The sequence below is a fragment of the Caloramator fervidus genome (assembly GCF_900108045.1).
Lineage (GTDB): Bacteria > Bacillota > Clostridia > Clostridiales > Caloramatoraceae > Caloramator > Caloramator fervidus.
Map to the genome: position 1 here is coordinate 167,578 of NZ_FNUK01000001.1, position 23,370 is coordinate 190,947.

The 23,370-nt window shown below is 32.2% G+C and carries 24 protein-coding genes and 1 riboswitch; of the genes, 21 read left to right on the plus strand and 3 right to left on the minus strand.

Annotated features, from left to right (window positions below; translation table 11 throughout):
• The first annotated feature begins 98 nt into the window (after positions 1–98).
• Positions 99–200, plus strand: a riboswitch (purine riboswitch).
• A 66-nt stretch (positions 201–266) separates the two neighbouring features.
• Genes purC through purD form a run of 11 tightly spaced genes read left to right on the plus strand, consistent with a single transcriptional unit; the run spans position 267 to position 11,373 of the window.
• Positions 267–989 carry a phosphoribosylaminoimidazolesuccinocarboxamide synthase gene (purC, locus tag C4R78_RS00890; RefSeq protein ID WP_103895266.1) on the plus strand — a complete coding sequence of 241 codons (723 nt, stop codon included), beginning with the start codon at positions 267–269 and terminating at the stop codon, positions 987–989.
• Complete coding sequence (purS, locus tag C4R78_RS00895) at positions 973–1,212, plus strand: phosphoribosylformylglycinamidine synthase subunit PurS (protein WP_103895206.1); 240 nt, start codon at positions 973–975, stop codon at positions 1,210–1,212. Before purC ends, purS begins: the two co-directional genes overlap by 17 nt.
• 2 nt (positions 1,213–1,214) lie before the next feature.
• Positions 1,215–1,871, plus strand: a complete 657-nt coding sequence (gene purQ, locus C4R78_RS00900; protein WP_103895207.1) for a phosphoribosylformylglycinamidine synthase subunit PurQ — start codon at positions 1,215–1,217, stop codon at positions 1,869–1,871.
• A gap of 9 nt (positions 1,872–1,880) precedes the next feature.
• Positions 1,881–3,080: a 5-(carboxyamino)imidazole ribonucleotide synthase gene (locus tag C4R78_RS00905; RefSeq protein WP_103895208.1), complete on the plus strand. Its 1,200-nt coding sequence runs from the start codon at positions 1,881–1,883 to the stop codon at positions 3,078–3,080.
• Complete coding sequence (purE, locus tag C4R78_RS00910; RefSeq protein WP_103895209.1) at positions 3,037–3,540, plus strand: 5-(carboxyamino)imidazole ribonucleotide mutase; 504 nt, start codon at positions 3,037–3,039, stop codon at positions 3,538–3,540. The genes C4R78_RS00905 and purE overlap by 44 nt, the downstream gene beginning before the upstream one ends.
• Entirely contained in the window at positions 3,527–5,716 is a 2,190-nt protein-coding gene (purL, locus tag C4R78_RS00915) for a phosphoribosylformylglycinamidine synthase subunit PurL (RefSeq protein ID WP_207654255.1), read from the plus strand. The genes purE and purL overlap by 14 nt, the downstream gene beginning before the upstream one ends.
• Complete coding sequence (gene purF, locus C4R78_RS00920) at positions 5,701–7,089, plus strand: amidophosphoribosyltransferase (RefSeq protein WP_103895210.1); 1,389 nt, start codon at positions 5,701–5,703, stop codon at positions 7,087–7,089. The genes purL and purF overlap by 16 nt, the downstream gene beginning before the upstream one ends.
• A gap of 1 nt (position 7,090) precedes the next feature.
• Complete coding sequence (purM, locus tag C4R78_RS00925) at positions 7,091–8,083, plus strand: phosphoribosylformylglycinamidine cyclo-ligase (protein ID WP_103895211.1); 993 nt, start codon at positions 7,091–7,093, stop codon at positions 8,081–8,083.
• Positions 8,071–8,631: a phosphoribosylglycinamide formyltransferase gene (gene purN / locus C4R78_RS00930; RefSeq protein WP_103895212.1), complete on the plus strand. Its 561-nt coding sequence runs from the start codon at positions 8,071–8,073 to the stop codon at positions 8,629–8,631. The genes purM and purN overlap by 13 nt, the downstream gene beginning before the upstream one ends.
• Position 8,632: 1 nt before the next feature.
• Positions 8,633–10,126 (plus strand): bifunctional phosphoribosylaminoimidazolecarboxamide formyltransferase/IMP cyclohydrolase, encoded by a 1,494-nt coding sequence (gene purH / locus C4R78_RS00935; protein WP_103895213.1) that lies wholly within the window; start codon positions 8,633–8,635, stop codon positions 10,124–10,126.
• Positions 10,127–10,137: 11 nt separating this feature from the next.
• The gene (gene purD, locus C4R78_RS00940) at positions 10,138–11,373 is read left to right on the plus strand and encodes a phosphoribosylamine--glycine ligase (protein ID WP_103895214.1); all 1,236 of its coding nucleotides are present in this window, start codon (positions 10,138–10,140) and stop codon (positions 11,371–11,373) included.
• A 1-nt stretch (position 11,374) separates the two neighbouring features.
• Here purD and C4R78_RS00945 read toward each other — a convergent pair whose 3' ends face one another.
• Entirely contained in the window at positions 11,375–12,475 is a 1,101-nt protein-coding gene (locus C4R78_RS00945) for an SLC13 family permease (protein WP_103895215.1), read from the minus strand.
• Between the two features lie 262 nt (positions 12,476–12,737).
• Here C4R78_RS00945 and pyrB point away from each other — a divergent pair, with 262 nt between their 5' ends.
• The 8 genes from pyrB to thiD are packed head-to-tail and all read left to right on the plus strand — an operon-like array spanning position 12,738 to position 19,089.
• Positions 12,738–13,667 carry an aspartate carbamoyltransferase gene (pyrB, locus tag C4R78_RS00950; RefSeq protein WP_103895216.1) on the plus strand — a complete coding sequence of 310 codons (930 nt, stop codon included), beginning with the start codon at positions 12,738–12,740 and terminating at the stop codon, positions 13,665–13,667.
• On the plus strand, positions 13,661–14,092 hold the full coding sequence (locus tag C4R78_RS00955; protein WP_103895217.1) for an aspartate carbamoyltransferase regulatory subunit: 432 nt from the start codon (positions 13,661–13,663) through the stop codon (positions 14,090–14,092). The genes pyrB and C4R78_RS00955 overlap by 7 nt, the downstream gene beginning before the upstream one ends.
• A 2-nt stretch (positions 14,093–14,094) precedes the next feature.
• The gene (locus C4R78_RS00960; protein ID WP_103895218.1) at positions 14,095–15,279 is read left to right on the plus strand and encodes a dihydroorotase; all 1,185 of its coding nucleotides are present in this window, start codon (positions 14,095–14,097) and stop codon (positions 15,277–15,279) included.
• A gap of 1 nt (position 15,280) precedes the next feature.
• Positions 15,281–16,126 carry an orotidine-5'-phosphate decarboxylase gene (gene pyrF, locus C4R78_RS00965; RefSeq protein ID WP_103895219.1) on the plus strand — a complete coding sequence of 282 codons (846 nt, stop codon included), beginning with the start codon at positions 15,281–15,283 and terminating at the stop codon, positions 16,124–16,126.
• Positions 16,116–16,841: a dihydroorotate dehydrogenase electron transfer subunit gene (locus tag C4R78_RS00970; protein WP_103895220.1), complete on the plus strand. Its 726-nt coding sequence runs from the start codon at positions 16,116–16,118 to the stop codon at positions 16,839–16,841. Before pyrF ends, C4R78_RS00970 begins: the two co-directional genes overlap by 11 nt.
• Positions 16,834–17,730, plus strand: coding sequence for a dihydroorotate dehydrogenase (locus tag C4R78_RS00975; protein WP_103895221.1), 897 nt, complete (start codon positions 16,834–16,836; stop codon positions 17,728–17,730). Before C4R78_RS00970 ends, C4R78_RS00975 begins: the two co-directional genes overlap by 8 nt.
• Positions 17,731–17,743: 13 nt before the next feature.
• On the plus strand, positions 17,744–18,307 hold the full coding sequence (gene pyrE, locus C4R78_RS00980) for an orotate phosphoribosyltransferase (RefSeq protein ID WP_103895222.1): 564 nt from the start codon (positions 17,744–17,746) through the stop codon (positions 18,305–18,307).
• Entirely contained in the window at positions 18,304–19,089 is a 786-nt protein-coding gene (gene thiD, locus C4R78_RS00985; RefSeq protein ID WP_103895223.1) for a bifunctional hydroxymethylpyrimidine kinase/phosphomethylpyrimidine kinase, read from the plus strand. The genes pyrE and thiD overlap by 4 nt, the downstream gene beginning before the upstream one ends.
• A gap of 7 nt (positions 19,090–19,096) precedes the next feature.
• Here thiD and C4R78_RS00990 read toward each other — a convergent pair whose 3' ends face one another.
• Both C4R78_RS00990 and C4R78_RS00995 read right to left on the minus strand, forming a co-directional pair.
• Positions 19,097–19,492 (minus strand): bacteriohemerythrin, encoded by a 396-nt coding sequence (locus C4R78_RS00990; RefSeq protein WP_103895224.1) that lies wholly within the window; start codon positions 19,490–19,492, stop codon positions 19,097–19,099.
• A gap of 82 nt (positions 19,493–19,574) precedes the next feature.
• Positions 19,575–20,888 carry a uracil-xanthine permease family protein gene (locus C4R78_RS00995; RefSeq protein WP_103895225.1) on the minus strand — a complete coding sequence of 438 codons (1,314 nt, stop codon included), beginning with the start codon at positions 20,886–20,888 and terminating at the stop codon, positions 19,575–19,577.
• A 235-nt stretch (positions 20,889–21,123) separates the two neighbouring features.
• Between C4R78_RS00995 and C4R78_RS01000 the strand changes: the two genes are divergently transcribed.
• Positions 21,124–21,828, plus strand: a complete 705-nt coding sequence (locus C4R78_RS01000) for an MIP/aquaporin family protein (protein ID WP_103895226.1) — start codon at positions 21,124–21,126, stop codon at positions 21,826–21,828.
• 12 nt (positions 21,829–21,840) lie between these two features.
• Positions 21,841–23,334 (plus strand): glycerol kinase GlpK, encoded by a 1,494-nt coding sequence (glpK, locus tag C4R78_RS01005; protein ID WP_173689725.1) that lies wholly within the window; start codon positions 21,841–21,843, stop codon positions 23,332–23,334.
• Positions 23,335–23,370: the final 36 nt, after the last annotated feature.

Genomic DNA, 23,370 nt, shown 5'->3' on the forward strand with positions numbered 1-23,370 from the left:
AACGAAATATTGTTATATGAACAAAAATTAATTTCGTATACATACGAACAATAACAAAAATATATTGACATATTTCAGTATATGGTTTAATATAATTATAAATAAAAGATACAATCATCCATATAATCCAAGGGATATGGCCTTGGAGTCTCTACCGGGCAGCCGTAAACTGCCCGACTATGGATGAGTCAGTGGCTTTTTGGGTTACTTTCCCCTTTTTGACTCTTCCATGGTCAAAAAGGGGTTTTTTACTTGGAGGGACTGTTATGGAAAAAGTTAAAATTTATGAAGGAAAGGCAAAAATTCTTTATGATGTTGGTGATGACAAAATAATAGCATATTATAAGGATGATATAACAGCTTTTAATGGACAAAAAAGGTGCAAAATTAAAGGGAAAGGCATGATAAACAATTTCATATCCTCTTATCTTTTTAAATTTCTTGAAGATAAAGGTATTAAAACCCACTTCATAAAAAGGCTAAATGAAAGAGAACAGCTCCTTAAAAAAGTAGAAATAGTTCCCCTTGAGGTTATAGTAAGAAATGTTGCATCAGGAAGCTTTTCCAAAAGGCTTGGAATTGAAGATGGCACAAAATTAGATTTTCCCGTATTTGAAATATGTTATAAAAACGATGCTTTAGGTGATCCTCTTATTAATGATTACCATGCAGTAGCTCTTAAAATTGTTTCCTTTGAGGAATTGAAGGAAATTTATTCAATATCTAAAAAGGTAAACAAGATATTAAAGGACTTTTTCGATGAAATAGGCATAGAACTTGTAGATTTTAAATTGGAATTTGGAAGATTTAATGGTGAAATACTTCTTGCCGATGAAATATCTCCTGATACATGTAGATTTTGGGATAAAAATACGGGTGAAAAGCTTGATAAGGACCGTTTTAGAAAAGAACTTGGGGATGTTTTAGAAGGTTATAGTAAAATTTTAAAAAGATTAAATGGGGAGGATAAAGATGAAGGTATTAATTGATGTTACGTTAAAAGAAGGGATAATGGACCCTCAAGGAAATGCAGTTAAAGATGGATTGATTAAGCTTGGTTATGATGTTAACAATGTGAGAATTGGAAAGCATATTGAAATTGAACTTAAGGATTTAGAAATTAATAAAGCAGAAAAGTTGGTTAAAGAGATGTGTGAAAAATTTCTTGTAAATCCTGTTATAGAAACCTATACATTTAGATTTGAGGTGTGAATATGAAAGCTGGAGTTGTTGTTTTTCCAGGGTCAAATTGCGATAGGGATGTTTTTGACGTATTAAAAGATTTAAATGTTGATGTTAAATATATTTGGCATGATGAGAAAAAACTTGATGTTGATCTTTTAGTTTTGCCGGGAGGTTTTTCCTACGGAGATTATTTAAGGTGTGGGGCTATTGCAAGGTTTTCAAGGGTTTTAGAGGATATATATGATTTTTCACAAAAAGATAAATTGATTTTAGGTATATGCAATGGTTTTCAGATACTTACAGAATTAAAGCTTTTGCCTGGCGCCCTTTTAAAAAATAAAAATTTAAAGTTTGTATGTAGCGATTGTAATTTAATTGTTGAAAACAATAATACTCCTTTTACAAGGCTTTATAAAAAGGGAGAAGTTGTAAATTTTCCAATAGCCCATGGAGAAGGGAATTATTTTATAGATGATGAGGGGCTAAAAAAGCTTAAAGAAAATGAACAAATAGTCTTTAGATATAAAGTTAATCCTAATGGGTCTACTAATGATATAGCAGGAATAATAAATCAAAAGGGAAATGTTTTAGGCCTTATGCCTCATCCTGAGAGGGCTTTTTATAAAATACTAGGGAGTGAAGATGGGGTTAGGTTCTTTAAATCAATTATAAGTTATTTTGGGTAGGGTGATATTATGGATACACTTTTACCTCCTTCAAGGATTGGAATAATAGGTGGGGGACAACTTGGAAGGATGTTTGCTTTTGAGGCAAAAAGGATGGGGTATATAGTTTATGGGCTTGATCCTAAAGAAAACTCTCCATTAGGGCAGATTTGTGATGGACAATATGTTGCAAGTTTTGATGATTTTCAAGCTTACCTAAAAATTGCAAGGGATACTGATGTTATAACCTATGAATTTGAACATATAAGCGTTCATAATTTAGAAAAACTTGAAACTTTAGGATATAAAGTTATTCCATCTTCTAAGATTTTGAGGATAATTCAAAATAAATATTTTCAAAAGAAATTTCTAAAGGATAATTTTTTACCTATTCCAAAGTTTTTTAAAATAGATTGTTTTGAGGATTTAAAAAAGGCTTCCTTAGCATTAGGATATCCTTTTGTATTAAAGTATTGCCATGGAGGATATGATGGAAAAGGAAATATTAAAATAGAAAAATATGAGGATCTTTTAAAATATGAAAATTTTGATTTTAAATCAAAAGAAGTTTTTGCAGAAGAGTTTATAGATTTTAAAAAGGAAGTTTCAATTATAGTTTGTAAAAATAAAAGGGGAGATTTTAGAAGTTATCCTTTGTTTGAAAATTTCCATGAGGATGGGATATTAAAATATACCTTTGCACCAGCTTCTGTTTCGTTAAAGGTTAAAGAGAATGCTAAAGATATAGGTAGAAGGGTTTTGGATGCTCTTGATGATTTTGGAATATTTTGTATAGAAATGTTTCTTGATAAGGATGATAATCTTTTGATAAATGAAGTTGCACCAAGGCCCCATAATTCAGGACATTTAACTATTGAAGCTTGCGTAACAAGCCAATTTGAAAACCATCTAAGAAGCATAACAAATCTTCCATTAGGCTCTACAGATCTTTTAAGCCCAGCCTGTATGATAAATATTTTGGGAGAAGAAAAAATAGAAGGGAAATATACTATAAAAAATTTAGAAGAGATATTAAAACTTGGTGGAGTTTATGTTCATCTATATGGGAAAGACAAGGTGGATAAAAGGAAAAAGATAGGCCATATAACCATTGTTGATAAGGATTTAGAATCTTTAAAGGAAAAGATGGATTTTGTGATTAAAAATATAAAGATAGGTGATTTTTATGAAAAAAGTTGCAATCATAATGGGGAGTATATCGGATTATGAAGTTATGAAGGAAGCAGAAAAAGTTTTAAAAGATTTTGAAATTGAGTATGAAATAGATGTTGTTTCAGCCCATAGAACTCCTTATAAAATGTTTCAATTTGCAAAGGAAGCTGAAAAAAGAGGAATAAAAATAATAATTGCAGGGGCAGGAGGAGCGGCACATCTTCCGGGAATGGTAGCTTCTATTTCAAATCTTCCTGTTATAGGCGTTCCTATTAAAAGCAAATCCTTAGACGGACTTGATTCGTTGCTATCAATAGTTCAGATGCCTAAAGGGATTCCAGTTGCAACGGTTGCTATAAATGGTGCATATAATGCTGGAATTTTGGCTGTAAAGATGCTTTCAATTTTTGATCAAGATTTGATGAGAAAACTTCAATGTTATAAAAAGGAGCTTGAGCTTGAAGTTGACAAGATGTCAAAAAGTATTATTAAGGAGGATTATTATGTTAAGTTATAAGGATGTAGGTTTGAAAAAGGAGGAATATGACTTAATTTTAAAATACCTTGGAAGAGAGCCAAATGACCTTGAACTTTCAATGTTTGGAGTTATGTGGTCTGAACATTGCAGCTACAAAAATTCAAAGGCTCTTTTAAAGCTTTTTAATACTAAAGGAGATATGGTTTTGCAAGGTCCAGGAGAAAATGCAGGGGTTATAGATATAGGGGATGGATATGCTATTGCCATGAAAATAGAAAGTCACAACCATCCTTCAGCAATTGAGCCTTATCAGGGAGCAGCAACAGGAGTTGGAGGAATATTAAGGGATATATTTGTTATGGGGGCAAGACCTATTGCTAATCTTAATTCTATAAGATTTGGAGATTTAAAGGAAGATAAAAATAAATTTTTGCTAAGAGGTGTTGTAAAGGGTATAGGGGATTATGGCAACTCAGTTGGAATCCCAACCGTTGGTGGAGAGACGGTTTTTCATAGATGCTACAATGGTAATCCTTTGGTTAATGCTATGAGCGTAGGGCTTCTTAAAAAGGAAGATTTTAAAAAAGGAATTGCAAAGGGAGTTGGAAATCCTGTAATGTTGGTTGGACATACAACAGGAAGGGATGGGATTGGAGGAGCAAGTTTTGCATCCTGTAATTTAACTAAGGAGTCTCAAGAAAAACGTTCTTCCATTCAGGTTGGAGATCCTTTTATGGAAAAACTTCTTTTAGAAGCCTGTCTTGAACTTATAAAAGAGGGATTTGTTATAGGAATTCAAGACCTTGGTGCAGCAGGATTAACTTCAGCATCTTGTGAAATGGCCTTTAGGGGAGGATGTGGAATAAAAATTGATATTACTAAAGTTATAACAAGGGAAAAGGGTATGAATCCAATTGAAATAATGATTTCAGAATCTCAAGAGAGGGTGCTTGTTGTTATTCAGAAGGGAAATGAAGATAAAGTTTTTGAAATTTTAAAAAAATGGAATCTTAACGCTTCAATAATTGGAGAAGTTACAGATGATGGTTTTATATCGGTTTATGATGGACAAAACTTAGTAGCACAAGTTCCTGCTTATCTTCTTGCTGATGGAGCACCGGTAAACTTAAGAGATTATAAAAGGCCAATGTATATGGACAAGCTCATGGGTTTTGATTTATCAAATATTAAATCCCATGATTTAAAGGAAGATGTTTATAAGCTTGTAAAGTCCTATAACATTGCATCTAAAGAGTGGGTTTATAGTCAATATGATTATCAAGTTAGAAATTCGACAGTAATAAAGCCCGGAGGGGATGCAGCTTTAATTTATATAAAGGAAGTAAATAAAGCAGTAGCATTAACGGTTGATTGTAATTCAAGATATTGTTATTTAAACCCTTACGAAGGAGGGAAGATAGCTCTTTTAGAAGCAGCAAGAAATATTGCTTCGACAGGTGCAAGACCTGTTGCGGTAACTGATTGCTTAAATTTTGCAAATCCTGAAAATGAAGAAGTATATTATCAGTTTAGAAACTGCATATTGGGAATAACAGAAGCTTCAAGGATTTTAAATGTTCCCATTATAAGTGGAAATGTAAGTTTTTATAATGAATCAGAAGATGGAGCAATATATCCAACCCCAGTTATAGGTATGATTGGGATTTTAGATGATGTGAATAAAGCTACAACAATAGATTTTAAAGAAGAAGAAGATTTAATAATACTTGTTGGAGAAACAAGGGATGAAATAGGGGCAAGTGAATATTTAGCTGTCTGTCATGGAATTGAGGCAGGAAGGGTACCTGAAGCTCAAATTGAAATTGAAAAAAATACAATAGAAGGAATATTAAAGTGCATAGATAATAGGCTTTTAAAAAGTTGTCATGATATTTCGGATGGAGGGTTTATTATAGCTTTACTTGAGGCTTCTTTTAAAAATGTAATGGGAGCAAAAATAGATATAAAAACTTATCTTAAGCCTGATAGATTCTTATTTTCTGAAAGTCAAGGAAGATTTATATTATCCTGCAAAAAAGGAGATGAAGATAAAATAATTGAAATATTTAAAAGCCTTGGAGTTATGGCGCAGGTTATAGGATTTACTCAAAAAGGAAAAATTGAAGTAACTATAAACTCTCAAAAGGTATTAGATTTGGATGTTAATGAAGTAAAAAAAGAGTGGGAAGGTGGACTTAAATGTTTTGTGGAATAGATAAATTTAAAGAGGAGTGTGGAGTTTTTGGAATTTTTTTAAATGATTATAAGGATGTTGCGTCACTAGTTTATTATGGATTGTTTGCCCTTCAGCATAGGGGACAAGAAAGTGCGGGAATGGTTATATATAATGGAAAAGATTTTTATATAAAAAAGGATGTGGGACTTGTTGGGGAGGTTTTTGATGAGAATTTTTTAAATATTAAGGGATTTTCTGCTATAGGACATGTTAGATACTCTACAACAGGTGGCAATAAAAAAGAGAATGCACAGCCTCTTTTTAACAATATAGCTGTTGCTCATAATGGGAACCTTGTAAACGCTGATGTTTTAAGAAAGTTTTTAAAAGAGGAAGGATTTGCTTTTCAAACTTCTATTGATACGGAGGTTATTTTAAATCTTATTATAAGATACCTTAAAGATGGTATAGAAAAGGCTGTATTTAATGCTGTAGAGAAAATAAAAGGATCTTATTCAATACTTATTTTAACTGAAGATAAATTAATAGGAATTAGAGATCCAAATGGTATAAGGCCTTTATGCATTGGAAAAATTGATAAAGGTTTTGTTTTATCTTCTGAAAGTTGTGCTTTAAGTGCAGTAGGAGCAGAATTTATAAGGGACGTAGAACCTGGGGAAATGGTAGTAATAAATAAGGATGGATTAAAGAGCATTAAGTTATTTAAAGAAACTCAGCTTAGAACATGCGTTTTTGAGTATATATACTTTGCAAGGCCAGATAGCGTAATAGATGGCTTAAGTGTTTATGAATCTAGGGTAAAAGCAGGAATTCAGCTTTATAAAGAAGCACCTTTGAATGCAGATATAGTAGTTGGCGTTCCAGATTCAGGAACATTTGCAGCTGTTGGATATTCTCAGGCTTCTAATATTCCTTATGGTATAGGATTTGTAAAAAACAAATATATAGGAAGAACTTTTATAGAACCAAAAAGTGAGTTTAGAGATAAATTAGTTTTAATTAAACTAAATCCTTTAAAGGAGAATATTTTTGGTAAAAGAGTAGTTTTAGTAGATGATTCTATAGTTAGAGGAACTACCATGAAAATGCTTGTTAATCTTTTAAAAAGGGCAGGAGCAAAAGAAGTTCATGTTAGAATTGCATCTCCTGTTGTAGCATATCCTTGTTATTTTGGTATCGATACTCCTTATAGAAAAGAGCTTATAGGAGCTACCATGACGCTTGACCAGATAAAGGATAATATAGGTGCGGATTCTCTAGCTTTTTTAAGCATAGATGGACTTTTAAAATCTTTAAATAGAGAAGGATTTTGCCTTGGATGTTTTAATGGCTTATATCCTGTTTGTGCTCCTTTAAATATAGATAAATTTCAATTTGAAAGGGAGAATTAAAATGAAGTATAAAGATGCTGGTGTAAACATACAAGAAGGTTATAAAGCTGTAAAGTTTATAAAGGAACATGCTTTAGGGACCTATAATGATAGAGTTTTAAGCGGTATAGGGAGTTTTTCAGCTCTTTATGATATATCAGGATATAAAAATCCGCTTTTAGTTTCAGGAGCCGATGGTGTGGGGACGAAGCTTAAAATTGCTTTTAAAATGGGGATATATGATACAGTAGGAATAGATTGCGTTGCCATGTGTGTAAACGATATATTATGCTGTGGCGCAACACCTCTTTTTTTTCTTGATTATATAGCTTGTGGAAAATTAGATGCAGAGATAGTATCTTTAATAGTTTCAGGGATTGCAAAGGGATGTAAAATGGCAGGATGCAGTCTTATAGGTGGAGAGACTGCTGAGATGCCAGACTTTTATCAAGAAGGGGATTATGATATAGCAGGTTTTGCAGTTGGAATTGTAGAGAAAGATAGGATTGTTGATGGAAGTAGCATAGAGGATGGAGATTTATTAATAGGCATAGAATCGTCAGGTTGTCATAGCAACGGTTATTCTTTAATTAGAAAACTTATAAAAGATTTAGATAAGGATTTTGAGGGAAGAAAAATTGGTGAGGTTTTATTAGAGCCAACTACTATATATGTTCCTTATGTTTTGCCTCTTTTACAAAAATATAAAATAAAAGGTATGGCCCATATAACAGGTGGAGGATTTTATGAAAATATTCCAAGGATGTTTAAAGAGGATTTTACTGCAGTTATAGATAAAGAAAGCTTTGAAATTCCAAGTATTTTTAAATATATAATGAGCCTTGGAGTTGAAGAAAAAGAAATGTTTAACACATTCAACATGGGAATAGGTTTTGTTTTATGTGTGGAAAGAGGTAGTGAAGAATATATATTAGATGAGTTAAATTTTATGGGTAAAAAAGCTTTTGTAATAGGACATGTTGAAAAAGGTGGTGGTGGAGTTTGTATAGAATAGCTGTTTTGGTTTCAGGAAACGGTACTAATCTTCAAGCCATAATGGATGCGATAGATGAGGGGAATTTAAACTGTTTTATTGAATATGTTATTGCTGATAGAAATTGTTATGCCATTGAGAGGGCTAAAAAGAGGGGAATTAAAACAGCCGTTTTAGATAAAGGACTTGATCTTTCAGATAAAATTCTACAGATAATAGGTAAAGATTTAGATTTAATAGTTCTTGCTGGTTTTTTATCTATTTTAAAGGGGGATATTTTAAAGGTTTATGAAAACAAAATAATAAACATCCATCCTTCCCTTTTACCTAAATTTTCTGGAAAAGGAATGTATGGAATAAAAGTCCATGAGGCTGTTTTAAAATCGGGGGAAAAGGAGACAGGCTGTTCGGTTCACTTTATTGATGAAGGAATTGATACAGGGAAGATTTTACTTCAAGAAAAAGTTCCTGTGTTTTTTAATGATACTCCTTATACTCTTTCAAAAAGGGTACTTGAAAGAGAGCACGATTTAATAGTTAAAGCTATAAAGATGGTTTTGGAGGGATAATATGAGGGCTCTTGTTAGCACGTTTTATAAAGAAGGAATAGATAGATTTTGCAACTTTTTATATAAAAAGGGAGTTGAAATTATATCAACAGGAGGAACATACAAATATTTAAAAGAAAAAGGCATACCTGCTATAGAAGTTAAGAAAATTACTGGATTTGAAGAAATTTTAGATGGAAGGGTTAAAACTTTACATCCTAATATTCATGCTGGAATACTTGCAGTAAGAGATAATAAAAATCATATGAATTCCTTAAAAGAAAAAGGAATAGGGACAATAGATTTTGTAGTTGTAAACCTTTACCCATTTTTTGAGAAAATTTATGAAAATTTAACTTTTGAAGAAAAGATGGAGTTTATAGATATTGGAGGACCTTCTATGCTAAGGGCTGCTGCAAAGAATTTTAAAGATGTAGTTGTTCTTTGTGACTATAGGGATTATGAACTTGTAATAGATGAATTTGAAAAATTTGGTGATGTAAGATATGAAACAAGAAAATATTTAGCAGGAAAAGTATTTAATCTAACTTCTTGTTATGATGCTCTAATTGCAAATTTTCTCTTAGAAGATCTATATCCTGAATATTTATCCTTATCATATAAAAAAGCAATGGATTTAAGGTATGGAGAAAATCCCCATCAAAGGTCTGCTTTTTATGTAAAATTAGATGGAAATGGTTCTATGAAAGATTTTGAAAAGTTAAATGGGAAGGAATTATCCTATAACAATATAAAAGATATAGATATAGCATGGAAACTAGTTTGTGAATTTGAAGAGCCTGCCTGCTGTGCTGTAAAACATAATATACCCTGTGGTGTTGCCTTAGGATTTGATGCTCAGGATGCTTTTTTAAAAACACTAGAATGTGACCCTGTATCTATCTTTGGGGGGATTGTAGCTTTTAATACCAAGATAGATAAAAAAACAGCAGAAAAACTTGTTGAAATATTTTTAGAGGTTATAGTTGCACCGGATTTTGATAAGGAAGCTTTAGAAATTTTATCTTCCAAAAAAAATTTAAGGGTAATAAAGATGAAATCAAAGCCTTCAGATAAAATAGAGGTTGTAAGTGTTGATGGGGGTATATTAGTTCAGAGTGTTGATGATAAATTGATAGATGAATTGGAAGTTGTAACAGAGAAATCTCCAACAAAGGAAGAAATTGAGGACATGATATTTGGTATGAAGGTTGTAAAGTATGTGAAATCAAATGCAATAGTTGTAGTAAATAATAAAAAGGCGGTTGGAATTGCAGGAGGACAGGTAAATAGAATATGGGCAGCTTGTCAAGCTCTTGAAAGGGGAAAAGGGGGAAATGTTTTAGTTTCTGATGCATTTTTCCCGTTTGATGACGTTGTTAAGGAGGCTGCAAAGTATAATATTAAAGCTATAATGCAACCGGGTGGGGCTTTAAGGGATAAACAGTCCATTGATGCTTGCAATAAGTATGGTATTTCAATGGTTTTTACAAAGATAAGACACTTTAAACATTAAAGGGTGATGATATGAAGGTTTTATTAATAGGTTCAGGTGGAAGAGAACATGCAATAGCTTGGAAAATATCAAAAAGTCCTCTTGTTGAAAAGGTATTTGTTGCAAAAGGAAATGGTGGAACTTATATGGAGGAAAAGTGTCAAAATGTTGATTTAGAGAATATAGATGAATATATAAAATTTGCAAAACAAAATAATATAGATATAACTATAGTAGGTCCTGAGGCGCCTTTAGTTGAAGGTATAGTTGATGAATTCAAAAAGAATAATTTAAAAATATTTGGTCCCTCAAAGGCTGCTGCAAGGCTTGAGGGAAGTAAAATATTTGCAAAGGAGTTTATGAAAAGGCATGACATAAAAACTCCAGAGTATAGGGTTTTTTATGATTTTAAAGAGGCTATGGAATATATAAAAAATTGCAAATATCCTTGTGTTATAAAGGCTGACGGACTTGCTCAGGGGAAGGGAGTTGTAATTTGCAACTTTTTTGATGAAGCAAAAGATGTTTTAAAAAAGTTTATGATAGAAGATATATTTAAAGGTTCAGGGAAAAGTGTTGTTATTGAGGAATTTTTAGAAGGGGTAGAAGCTTCTATTCTTTCAATAACCGATGGAAATACTATAATTCCTTTTATATCAGCAAAGGACCATAAAAGAATATTTGATGGAGATAAAGGACCTAATACAGGGGGAATGGGGGTTATTGCACCTAATCCTTATGTTAACGAAAAAGTTTTAAAGGATTTTAAAGAAAATATTATGTTTCCAACTTTAGAGGGAATAAAAAAAGAAGGATTGGGTTTTTGTGGAATAATATTTTTTGGCGTTATGATAACTGAAAATGGAGTTTATCTTTTGGAATATAATGTAAGAATGGGAGATCCAGAGGCTCAAGCTATTTTACCTCTTATGAAAAGCGACTTTTTTGATTTAATTTTAAAGGCTATATGTGGAAAACTACAAGGTTATGTTATAGACTGGGAAGAAGGATTTTCCTGCAATGTAGTTGTAGCATCAAAGGGATATCCAGGTAATTTTGAAAAAGGGCATATAATAAAAATAGGCGATGTTAAAAATAAAATTTTTATAGCAGGGGCAGAATATCAAAATGGAAATTTAATTACAAAAGGAGGGAGGGTTTTATCAGTAACGGCAATTGATAAAACCCTTGATGGATCAAGAAAAAAGGCTTATGAGGATATAGAAAAAATTTATTTTAAAGGGATGTATTATAGAAGGGATATATAGACTATATAAAAAACCAGAATATTACTGTAAATATAACAAGGAAGATAAAATTATATATTGAAAATTTTAAAAGATATTTTTTCTTTTCATTTTTGTAGCTTTCAACATAAAATTTATATGAAATTACGCTAGCAAGGGATGCGATTAATGTTCCCATTCCTCCTATGTTAACGCCAAGAAGTAATTCTTTATAGTTTTTTGAAAAACCCGATATAAATATTGCACAAGGAACGTTGCTTATAAATTGGCTAAGTATTATTGAAGATAAATATGTTAATTTTTCTTTATTAAGAAACATTGATATAGTATTTTTTATAATATCAAAATTTGAAAGGTTTCCTATGAATATGAAAAAGAATATAAATGTTAAAAGCAATGTATAATCTACTTCTTTTAAAAGGGTTTTATCTAAAAGTAGTGTTAATACTAAGGTTATTATAAAGACTATTTTGTAGTTTAATACATTAAAGATAGATAAAAGAATTATTATAAACATGGCAACAAAAACAAGAGCTTTTTTAGTATCTTTTATTTTAATTTCTTCTATATAAAAGTTTATTTTTTTATTTGGAATTATAAAATTTATAATAGCTAAAAATAAAAATCCTAAGCTAGCAAAAGGAAGCATGGTTTTAATAAACTCTATTGTATTTATATTAAATTTTGAGTATAAAAATAAGTTTTGAGGGTTTCCCATAGGGGTTAGGCTGCTTCCTATGTTTGCAGAAAGGGTTTGGAATATTATAATCTCAAGGGGATTGATGTTTGATTTTTTTGCAATTATTAATGTTATAGGAACTAAAGTTATAAGGGCAACGTCGTTTGTAACAAACATTGACAGGAAAAAAGTTATTAAAATTAATGCTAATGAAACGGCTCTTTCATTATTGAATTTATCTAAAATTTTAATAGATATCATTTCTAAAATCTTTAATCTTTCAAAGGCTTCAACTATTAATATAAGATTAAAAAGAGAAATTAAGACTTTAAAATCTATATATTCTATTTTTGGAAAATTAATAAATGAAGTTGTAAAGGCTAGTATGAAGGATATCAGAAGAACAATATCTTCCTTTGCTTTATTGATAAATTGCTTCAACATTTTAAACCTCCTTAACTTAGTATTCAGTTTAAATTATATATTTTAAAGTTATTTCCAACAAGTATTCAAAAATATAAGGTTTCAAAAGTATTGACAATATTTTATATATGTGTTACTTTAGTAAGAGAAACCTTTAATTCTGGTCCTGTGAGGCCGGGAAGGTGGAAAAAATAATTAACAAGGTTTACTATGCCTTCCCGAAGGGGAAGGCTTTTTTAGTAACCTTTAATTTAGCCCAGTGAGGCTAGAAAGGAGAGATAATATGTTAAAAGGAAGACATCTTTTAGACCCAATGGACTTTTCTTTAGAGGAAATTGAAGAAATTTTAAATCTTGGAGAAAAAATCTCCAAAAATCCAGAAAAGTTTTCAAAGGCATGTCAGGGTAAAATTCTTGCAACTCTTTTTTATGAACCCAGCACAAGGACAAGATTTAGCTTTGAAGCTGCAATGCTAAGGCTTGGTGGACAAGTTATAGGCTTTTCAGAGCCAAATTCATCGTCTGTTGCAAAGGGTGAAAGCATAGCTGATACAATAAGAACCATAGCCTGTTATGCAGATATTGCCGTTATAAGACACCCTAAAGAAGGTGCACCAAGGGTTGCAGCTATGTATTCTAAAATTCCAGTTATAAACGCAGGAGATGGAGGACATCAGCATCCAACTCAAACTTTGACGGATCTTTTAACTATAAAATCTTTAAAGGGTAGATTATCAAATCTTACAATAGGTCTTTGTGGAGATTTAAAATTTGGAAGAACTGTCCACTCCCTTATAAAGGCCATGTCAAGATATAAAGATAATAAATTCATTTTGATCTCCCCAAAAGAGCTTAGAGTTCCTGATTATATAAAAAGGGAAGTTCTTCAAAAGAATAATATAGAATTTTTAGAAGTTGAAAGGATAGAAGATGTAATAGAAAAGCTAGATATACTTTACATGACTCGCGTTCAAAGGGAAAGATTTTTTAACGAAGAGGAGTATTTAAGGCTTAAAGATAGTTACATTCTTGATAATTCAAAGTTGAAAAACGCAAAGGAGGATATGATAATCCTTCATCCTCTTCCAAGGGTCAATGAAATTGCAGTTGAAGTTGATGAGGATAAAAGGGCAAAATACTTTGAACAGGCAAAATACGGTATGTTTGTTAGAATGGCCCTTATAATTAAGCTTTTGGGGGTGGAAGAATGTTAACTGTAAATAGTATAAAAAATGGAATAGTTATAGACCATATAAAGGCTGGTCTTGGTATAAAAATATTTAAAATACTTGAGCTTGATAAGATAAACAGCGCAGTTTGCCTTCTTATGAACGTTCAAAGTAAAAAACTAGGTAAAAAAGACATTATAAAGATAGAAAATGTAGTTGATATAGATTTTACAATTCTTGGGATACTAGATCCTAATATAACGATAAATGTAATAAAAGATGAGGTTATAGTTGAAAAGAAAAAACTAAAGCTTCCAGAAAGGGTGGAAAATATTTTAAGGTGTAAAAACCCAAGATGTGTAACTTCAATTGAAAAGTATATAGACCAAGTTTTCTATCTTGTGGACAGCAAAAAAGGAGAATATAGGTGCATGTATTGTGATGAAATATATGCCCTTTCGGAGGTTTGATTATGGAGCTTTTGATAAAGAATGTTAATGTAGTTGACGGCTTAAAGACCTTTTATGGGGATGTTTATATAAAGGATGGTAAAATATTTGAAATTGGAAATATAAACAAGGATTGTAAAGTTTTAAATGGGAAAGGTTTATTCCTTTTACCATCCTTTGTAGATCTTCATGCCCACTTTAGAGAACCAGGATATGAATATAAAGAGGATATATTATCAGGTTCAATGGCAGCAGTAAAGGGAGGATATACCGCAGTAAATCTTATGGGAAATACAAATCCTCCCTGTTCTTATATGGAAGTAGTTGATTATGTCCTTAAAAAATCAGAAAGAGTAGGCCTTCTTGATGTTCACCAAACCGTTACAATAACAAGGGATATGTTAGGAAAAGATATAGATCATCTTAATTTAATAGATGAAAGGGTTAAATTTATTTCGGATGATGGAAAGGGTATAGTGAATAATAAAGTTATGCTTCTTGCAATGCAAATTGCAAAGAAAAAGAATATTACTGTAATATCCCATGCTGAAGATGAGGAAATTTCAAAGATAGATACAAGGCTTTCGGAAAACCTTATGATAAAAAGGGATATAGAGCTTGCAAAGTTTACAGGATGTAGCCTTCACGTTGCCCATGTAAGCACAAGGGAAGCAATAGAGGAGATAGCAAACTCAAAGGATAAGGGATTTAAAATAACCTGTGAAGTTACCCCTCATCATATATTTGGGACAAATAGTATTAATTATAAAGTAAATCCTCCTTTGAGGGAAAAAGAGGATGTAGAGGCTTTAATAAAGGCTATAAAAAAGGGATATGTTGATGCTATAGCAACGGATCATGCTCCCCATACAAAGGAGGATAAGGAAAAGGGGGCTTTTGGAATCTCAGGAATTGAGGTTGCCTTTTCAATATGTTTTACAAAGCTTGTTATGGAGGGACATATAACTTTAAATGAGCTTGTGAATATCATGTCGGAAAACCCTGCAAGGATTATGGGACTTAACAAAGGAAGAGTAGAAGTTGGATATGATGGGGATTTAGTTTTGATTGATGTAAAGAAAAAGTATAAAATTGATCCGGATAATTTTTTATCAAAGGGAAAAAACAATCCCTTTACTGGATATGAAGTTTATGGAAAAGTAATTTCTACTATAAAAGCAGGAAAAGTTATTTTTAGGGGTGATTGATTTGATTATAGATAAGCTTTATGAAGCAGTAGAAAAAAAGGGCCCTGTTTGTGTTGGACTTGACACTTCAATAGATTATATTCCAAAGGATTTTTTAAAAAAATTTACATCTCTTTATGATGCTTTATTTGAGTTTAATAAAAGAATAATAGATGCAACGGAGGATATAGCCTCTTGTTTTAAAATTCAAATTGCTTACTATGAAGCCCTTGGAATAGAAGGAATGAAAGTTTATAGCAAAACTGTAAAATATCTAAGAAGTAGAGAAAATATAGTAATTGGAGATATAAAAAGATCTGATATTTTAGATACTGCAAAAATGTATGCAAAAGCGCATTTTGAAGGAGATTTTGAAGTGGATTTGGTAACATTGAATCCTTACATGGGAATGGATAGTATAATACCTTTTTTAGAGTATTTAGATAAAGATAAAGGAATATTTGTTTTAGTAAAAACATCAAATCCTTCTTCTAAGGATCTTCAAACTTTATATGCAGGAGAAAAAAGAGTTTTTGAAAGGGTTTACGATTTTTTAAAGCCATACATTGAAAGTAATTTAGGAAGATATGGATATAGCCCAATTGGTGCAGTTGTAGGTTGCACAAATTTTGATGAGGCGGAAGATATAAGAAAAAATTTAAAGGGGATGTTCTTTTTAATACCTGGATATGGTGCCCAAGGAGGAAAAAAAGAAGATGTTAAAAAGCTTTTAATGGATGGTAACGGAGGAGTTGTAAACTCATCAAGGGCAATACTTTTAGCTTATAAAAAATATGATGATGAATTTTTTCTTGCAGCAAGGAAAGAACTTCTAAGGATGAAGGAGGAGATTTTAAGTGCAATATAGTTCTCTTAAAGTTTTAGAAAATAGAGAAGTAGCTAAAAATATTTTTAAGCTTAAATTAGAGGGAAAATATAACGTAAAGCCGGGACAATTTTTTATGCTAAGGTCTTGGGAGGACGAGCCTACCCTTTCAAGGCCCTTTAGCATATACGATAAAGGAGAAAATTATATAAGTTTTCTTTATGAAGTTAAAGGAAAAGGGACAGAAAAACTGGCAAAATTAAAGTGCCAAGATACTGTTAAGGTTTTAGGTCCATTAGGAAATGGTATGGATATATCAAGGATAAAAGGAAAAGTTGCATTAGTAGGAGGAGGAATTGGAATTGCTCCTTTGTTTTACTTTGCCAAAAAAATTGAAGCGCATGTTGATATATACTTTGGTTTTAGGGATGAAGTTTATGGAATAGAAAATTTAAAGTGCAAAAATTTGTATATATCAACGGAAAGTGGAAAGGTTGGATATAAAGGTTATATAACTGATATATTTAATCCTTTTGACTATAACCTTGTAATAACCTGTGGGCCTTTAGCAATGATGAAAAAGGTCAAAGATGTATGCAAAAAAACAGCAACTCCCCTTTATCTTTTAATGGAAAGCAAAATGGCTTGTGGCATAGGAGCGTGTCTTGTTTGCACTTGTAAAACAAAGGATGGCATGAAAAGGGTATGTAAAGATGGACCTGTTTTTAAAGGGGAGGAGGTTGTTTTTGATGCTTAATATTTCTCTATGGGGAAAAACTTTTAAAAATCCTGTTGTTGCAGCTTCAGGGACTTTTGGATTTTCAAGGGAATATAATGAAATTTATGATGTATCTATACTTGGTGGGATTGTAACAAAGGGGTTAACCCTTAATAAAAGGGAAGGTAATGAAGGAATAAGATGTTTTGAAACTTCGTCAGGGATGTTAAATAGCGTAGGTCTTCAAAATCCTGGAATAGATTATTTTATAGAAAATGAACTTCCCTTTATGAAAACCTTGAATACCATTATAATAGCTAACCTTGGAGGAGGAAGCATTGAGGAATATGTTCAAGGAGCAGAAAAGCTTGATAAAAGTGATGTTGATATAATAGAGCTTAATATATCATGTCCAAATGTTAAAGAAGGTGGAGTAAATTTTGGAATAAAGTCAAATATAGCAAGAGAGGTTGTAAAAGAGGTTAGGAGGGTTGTTAAAAAACCTCTTGTAGTAAAACTTTCTCCTGATGCAGAGGATATTGTTGATATGGCAGTAACCTGTGTAGAGGAAGGAGCAGATGGAGTTTCACTTGTAAATACGTTTAAAGCTATGGCAATAGATATTTATAAAAAAAGGCCTGTTTTTAAAAATGTATTTGCAGGGCTTTCAGGTCCTGCAATAAAACCAATTGCTTTGAGGATGGTTTATGAAGTTTCAAAGGCAGTTAATGTTCCTATAATGGGTATAGGTGGGATAAAGGATTATAAAGATGCTATAGAATTTATTATGGCAGGGGCAAGTCTTGTTCAGGTTGGAACAGCAAATTTTATAAATCCCTTTGCATGCAGGGATATAATAAATGGAATTGAGAATTTTTTAAAAGAAGAGGGAATAAATTCGATAAATGAAATTATAGGAGTAATTTAATTGGGGTGGTAAAATGAGTATATTAAATATATTAAGTGAAACCAAAGCTCTTTTAGAAGGACATTTTTTATTGACGTCAGGAAAACACAGTGATAGATTTATAATGTGTTCAAAGCTCATGATGTTTCCAGATAAAGCAGAAATTGTTCTAAGGGAAGTTGTTAAAAAATTAAAGGATGTTGAATTTGACATAGTTTTAGGCCCGGCTATGGGTGGGGTATTAGTAGCCTATGAAATTGCAAGACAGATGGGGAAAATAGCCATGTTCGTTGAAAAGGAAAATGATGGTTTTGTATTAAAAAGGGGATTTGAAATTAAAAAAGGTCAAAAGGTTTTGATTGCTGAGGATGTTGTAACTACAGGGAAATCATCCCTTGCAACAGCTGAAGTTGTAAAGTCATTTCAAGGTGAAGTTGTAGGAATTGCTTGTATAGTAGATAGAAGCATAAAGGATTTAGGTTATCCTATATACAGTGGGGTAAAGCTTAATATAGAGGTTTTTGATAAAGAAAACTGTCCTCTTTGCAAAAATAAAATTCCACTTATAAAGCCTAAACAAGCTGGAGGTGGCGTATGAAAAAAGCTTTAACGATTGCAGGTTCAGACAGTAGCGCAGGGGCGGGTATTCAAGCAGATTTAAAAACTTTTGCGGCTCATTTTGTATATGGAGTTAGTGTAATAACATCTGTAACTGCTCAAAATACTAAAGGGGTTATTGCTGCTTTTGATTTGCCAAAGGATTTTGTAAAGCTTCAATTAGAGGCTATATTTACAGATATTGATATAGATGCAGTAAAAATAGGTATGCTATCTTCTAAAGAAATTATTGAAGTTGTATCTTGTAGATTGAAGTACTTTAAAGCAAGGAATATAGTTTTAGATCCTGTTGTGTTTTCTAAAAATGGTTTTAAACTTTTAAAGGATGAGGCAATAAAGACTTTATATGATGAATTAATTCCTCTTTGCAAAGTTATTACCCCAAATATTCCTGAGGCTAGCTTACTTGCTGAAATGGAAATAAAAAGCATAGATGATATAAAATTAGCCTGCAAAAAGATTTTAAGCTTTGGCTGTGAAAGCGTCCTTATAAAAGGAGGACATTTTGATAGTGATGATGTTGTTGATATTTTATTCGATGGAAAAGATTTTTACTACTTTAAGGGAAAAAGAATTAACACTAAAAATACCCATGGAACAGGCTGTACACTATCTTCTGCAATAGCTGCTAACTTAGCATTAGGGTATGATGTGCCTTATGCAGTTGAAAAAAGCAAAGAGTATATTCAAGGAGCCATTGAAAATTCCCTTAACATAGGTTTAGGTTTTGGGCCTTTAGATCACTTTTATTTATTTAAATAGTGCAGAATTATTCTGCACTATTTATTGCTTTATCATCTTTTAATATGTGGTTAACAAGCCAGTCTGAGATAAAATTTAGAAGGTCTAAAAGATATCCGTCTTGATTGAAATCTATTTTTTCAAGGTCTGTTTCTTTAAGTTTATTTATAAATTTTTGATGCTCTATTTTATGTAAAAAATAGTTTTCATATCCTATTTCCTTCATATAATCTTCTTCTTCCTTAAAGTGATAGATTGTGTATTCTTCAAGTTCTTTTAAAATTTCTAATATTTTATCGTATTTATCAATGTAGAACTGGTTTTTTAATGTTTCATAGATTCTATTAGCAATTTCAAAAAGGTGTTTATGCTGAAGATCTATTTTTTCAACTCCTATGCTATATTCATCTTTCCATTTTATCATTTAAATCACCCCCATAGAGTATGTTTAAATATAATTATACAGTTGGTTTTAATTAAAGTAAAGGGCTGCCAAGAAGGCAGCCTTAATTATCTTTTAGGATTATATTTAATAAAAATGCAGTTATTGTTCCAGTGCTTATTCCTGAACCAAAGAACATTTTTAAGGCTTGTGGAAGGTGGGATATAAAGTCAGGTCTTACAGTAACTCCAAGTCCTAATCCTATTGAAACAGCAAGAATTAAAAGATTTCTAGTGTTTAGTTCGCATCTTGACAATGTTTTTATTCCTGCTGCAGCTACCATACCAAACATTACAATACCAGCTCCCCCTAATACCGGGTTTGGCATTATAGCGATAAGAGCGCCAAGCTTTGGAAATATACCAAGAAGCATAAGAAGGATTGAAGCTATTATCATTACATATCTGCTTGCCACCTTTGTAAGGGGAATTAGTCCAACGTTTTGACTAAAGGAAGTATTAGGTCCTGCACCAAAGAATCCAGCAAGGAAACTACCAACTCCATCTGCTAATATTCCAGCTGATATTTCTTCGCTGGTTAAGGGTTTTTCAGAGGCTTCACCTATTGCTATTAGGCAGCCTACTGTTTCTATTGTAGTTACAAGATATGGAGCTATAAAAGGTAAAACTCCAATTAGGCTAAATTTTACTCCGTACTTAAATATTCTTGGAAGTTCAATCCATTTTGCTTGTAAAACAGGAGTAAAATCTATAATTCCTAAAAAGGAACAAATTATATACCCAAAGAATATAGAGATTAAAACTGAAGCGCTGCTTACTATTCCTTTTCCATATTTATTTAAGAAAAGGGCTATTAAAAGAACTGTCATTGCTATAGCTATATTTTGTAAACTTCCATAGTCTGGGGAACCATATCCTCCTGCAGCCCAATCTATTGAAACAGGTAAAAGAGTAAGCCCTATAAGTGTAACTACTGTTCCAGTTACAATTGGAGGAAAGTATTTCATAAGGGGTTTTATGAATCTACTTAATATTATTTCAACAAAGGAACCTAGTATTGTTGCTCCAAAATAACCAGGAAGCCCCATGCTTTTTCCAACTAATATTCCTGCGCTTACAAAGGAAAAATCTGTTCCCATCATACAGGAAACTCTTGCACCGCAATTTCCAATTCCCTTTGCTTGTATAAAGGTGGCAAGTCCGGCCATGAATATTGCTGCACTTACAAGATATGAAAGATCTTCAATTTTAACTCCTATTGCTTGACCAACAACTAAAGGAACTGCAACTATTCCTCCAAAGGCAGCTAATATGTGTTGTAGGGCTAAGACTATGCTTAAGGCTAAAGGAGGTTTGTCATCAATCTTGTAAATTATTTCATTTTTTTGAATTGTAGTTTGATTAACAATCTCACCCATAAAATTCCCCCTATTTATTTTTTTAATAGTTTACCAAAAGGTGATTATATATTTTTTATAAAAAATTTTGTCGCAATGTAGGGCTTATTATTTTTTTAAAAACAGTTTTTTTAAGAAATGTCTTTTTTAATTGTGTAATAGTTACAATGAATATTCAAAAATTTTTAAAATATATATTTACTGGAGGTGAAAAGATTAAAGCTTAAATTTTAAAATTTAAGAGGGGGGATTTTATATGTCACCATTTTTAGGAGAACTTTTAGGAACAATGCTTCTTATATTGTTTGGAGATGGTGTTGTTGCTGGAGTATTGTTAAATAAGTCAAAATCTCAAAATGGCGGATGGATGGTTATAACTGCAGGATGGGGACTTGGGGTTGCGATTGCTGTATATGCGGTAGGAAGAATAAGTGGAGCCCATTTAAATCCGGCTGTTACTATAGCTCTAGCGGCAATAGGAAAATTTGAATGGTCAAAGGTTTTAGGATATGTAGTAGCACAACTTATAGGAGCATTTTTAGGTGCAGTTCTTGTTTGGTTACATTATTATAAACATTGGGAGGTTACAGAGGATAAGATTGCAAAGCTTTCAATATTTTCAACTGTTCCAGCTATAAGATGTACTTTTGCAAACCTTTTAAGTGAAATTATAGGAACATTTGTTTTAGTTTTAGGTATTCTAGCAATTGGTGCTAATAAATTTGCAGATGGCCTTAACCCATTTATAGTAGGAGTTTTAGTAATTGCAATAGGACTTTCTCTTGGAGGGCCTACAGGTTATGCTATAAATCCAGCAAGGGACTTAGGACCTCGTATAGCCCATGCTTTACTCCCTATTAAAGGTAAAGGAGACTCAGATTGGTCATATGCTTGGATTCCTGTTTTAGGACCTATTATAGGAGCATTATTGGCTGCCTTTACTTACGTTGCATTGTTTTAAAAAGGAGGGATATTGATGAAATATATTTTAGCTTTAGATCAAGGAACTACAAGTTCAAGGGCGATAGTTTTTGATAAGGAAGGAAGAATAATTGGAGTTTGTCAAAAAGAGTTTAAGCAAATTTATCCAAAGCCCGGTTGGGTCGAGCACGATCCTGTTGAAATTTTGGAAAGTCAGATTTTTGTTGCTAAAGAAGTTTTAAGAAAGACAAATATAAAACCAGAGGATATCGCTGCAATTGGCATTACAAATCAAAGGGAAACAACAGTTGTATGGGATAAAAATACAGGAAAGCCTGTATATAATGCAATAGTTTGGCAGTGCAGAAGAACAGCTTCTATATGCGATGAATTAAAAGCAAAGGGGCTTTCTGAGGTTATAAGAAACAAAACAGGGCTTGTTATAGATGCTTATTTTTCAGCAACCAAGATTAAATGGATATTAGATAATGTAGAGGGAGTTAGAGAAAAAACTAAAAAGGGAGAAGTTTTATTTGGAAATATAGATACATGGCTTATATGGAATTTAACTGGAGGAAAGGTTCATGTAACGGATTATTCAAACGCTTCAAGAACTATGCTTTTTAATATAAATAGTCTTGAGTGGGATAAAGATATATTAAAGGAACTTGATATTCCAGAAGGTATGCTTCCTAAGGTATGTCCATCAAGCTATGTTTACGGTTATACAAGCAAAGATATTTTTGGAGTGGAAATTCCAATTTCAGGGGATGCTGGAGATCAGCAGGCGGCACTGTTTGGACAGGCATGTTTCTTGCCTGGAATGGCTAAAAATACTTATGGGACAGGTTGTTTTATGCTTATGAATACAGGAGAAAAGCTAGTGCATTCAAATAACGGGCTTTTAACCACTATTGCTTGGGGTATAAATGGAAAAGTAGAATATGCCCTTGAAGGAAGTATATTTATAGCAGGAGCGGCAATACAGTGGCTTAGGGATGAATTAAAACTTATTGAAAATGCCGCGGAGTCTGAAAGATATGCGACAAGCGTTAAAGATTCAAATGGAGTTTATGTAGTTCCTGCTTTTGTAGGTATGGGAGCACCTTATTGGGATATGTATGCAAGAGGGGCTATTTTAGGACTTACAAGGGGAGCTAATAAGGCTCATATTATAAGAGCTACGTTAGAATCTATAGCTTATCAAACAAGGGATGTTTTAGAGGTTATGCAGCAGGATTCAGGTATAAAGCTTAAGAATTTAAAGGTAGATGGAGGAGCTGTTGTAAATAACTTTTTGATGCAATTCCAAGCAGATATATTAGGAGTTAATGTATTAAGACCAGTTGTAACAGAAACTACTGCTTTAGGAGCTGCATATTTGGCTGGACTTTCAGTAGGATATTGGAAAGATACAGATGAAATTTCAAGCAAGTGGAAGGTGGATAAAGCATTTGAACCATTGATGGATGAAAGGACAAGACAAGAAAGATATTCAGGATGGAAAAAAGCAGTTAATAGGGTATTAAATTGGGATAATGATTAAAATAACCCCCAAAGCAAAGCTTTGGGGGTAAAAAGG

Excerpts from the sequence above, each read along its gene's own strand:
- purC (WP_103895266.1), top strand. The coding sequence starts at position 267 with ATGGAAAAAGTTAAAATTTATGAAGGAAAGGCAAAAATTCTTTATGAT.
- purS (WP_103895206.1), top strand. The coding sequence starts at position 973 with ATGAAGGTATTAATTGATGTTACGTTAAAAGAAGGGATAATGGACCCT.
- purQ (WP_103895207.1), top strand. The coding sequence starts at position 1,215 with ATGAAAGCTGGAGTTGTTGTTTTTCCAGGGTCAAATTGCGATAGGGAT.
- C4R78_RS00905 (WP_103895208.1), top strand. The coding sequence starts at position 1,881 with ATGGATACACTTTTACCTCCTTCAAGGATTGGAATAATAGGTGGGGGA.
- purE (WP_103895209.1), top strand. The coding sequence starts at position 3,037 with ATGAAAAAAGTTGCAATCATAATGGGGAGTATATCGGATTATGAAGTT.
- purL (WP_207654255.1), top strand. The coding sequence starts at position 3,527 with ATGTTAAGTTATAAGGATGTAGGTTTGAAAAAGGAGGAATATGACTTA.
- purF (WP_103895210.1), top strand. The coding sequence starts at position 5,701 with ATGTTTTGTGGAATAGATAAATTTAAAGAGGAGTGTGGAGTTTTTGGA.
- purM (WP_103895211.1), top strand. The coding sequence starts at position 7,091 with ATGAAGTATAAAGATGCTGGTGTAAACATACAAGAAGGTTATAAAGCT.
- purH (WP_103895213.1), top strand. The coding sequence starts at position 8,633 with ATGAGGGCTCTTGTTAGCACGTTTTATAAAGAAGGAATAGATAGATTT.
- purD (WP_103895214.1), top strand. The coding sequence starts at position 10,138 with ATGAAGGTTTTATTAATAGGTTCAGGTGGAAGAGAACATGCAATAGCT.
- C4R78_RS00945 (WP_103895215.1), bottom strand. The coding sequence starts at position 12,475 with ATGTTGAAGCAATTTATCAATAAAGCAAAGGAAGATATTGTTCTTCTG.
- pyrB (WP_103895216.1), top strand. The coding sequence starts at position 12,738 with ATGTTAAAAGGAAGACATCTTTTAGACCCAATGGACTTTTCTTTAGAG.
- C4R78_RS00955 (WP_103895217.1), top strand. The coding sequence starts at position 13,661 with ATGTTAACTGTAAATAGTATAAAAAATGGAATAGTTATAGACCATATA.
- C4R78_RS00960 (WP_103895218.1), top strand. The coding sequence starts at position 14,095 with ATGGAGCTTTTGATAAAGAATGTTAATGTAGTTGACGGCTTAAAGACC.
- C4R78_RS00975 (WP_103895221.1), top strand. The coding sequence starts at position 16,834 with ATGCTTAATATTTCTCTATGGGGAAAAACTTTTAAAAATCCTGTTGTT.
- pyrE (WP_103895222.1), top strand. The coding sequence starts at position 17,744 with ATGAGTATATTAAATATATTAAGTGAAACCAAAGCTCTTTTAGAAGGA.
- thiD (WP_103895223.1), top strand. The coding sequence starts at position 18,304 with ATGAAAAAAGCTTTAACGATTGCAGGTTCAGACAGTAGCGCAGGGGCG.
- C4R78_RS00990 (WP_103895224.1), bottom strand. The coding sequence starts at position 19,492 with ATGATAAAATGGAAAGATGAATATAGCATAGGAGTTGAAAAAATAGAT.
- C4R78_RS00995 (WP_103895225.1), bottom strand. The coding sequence starts at position 20,888 with ATGGGTGAGATTGTTAATCAAACTACAATTCAAAAAAATGAAATAATT.
- C4R78_RS01000 (WP_103895226.1), top strand. The coding sequence starts at position 21,124 with ATGTCACCATTTTTAGGAGAACTTTTAGGAACAATGCTTCTTATATTG.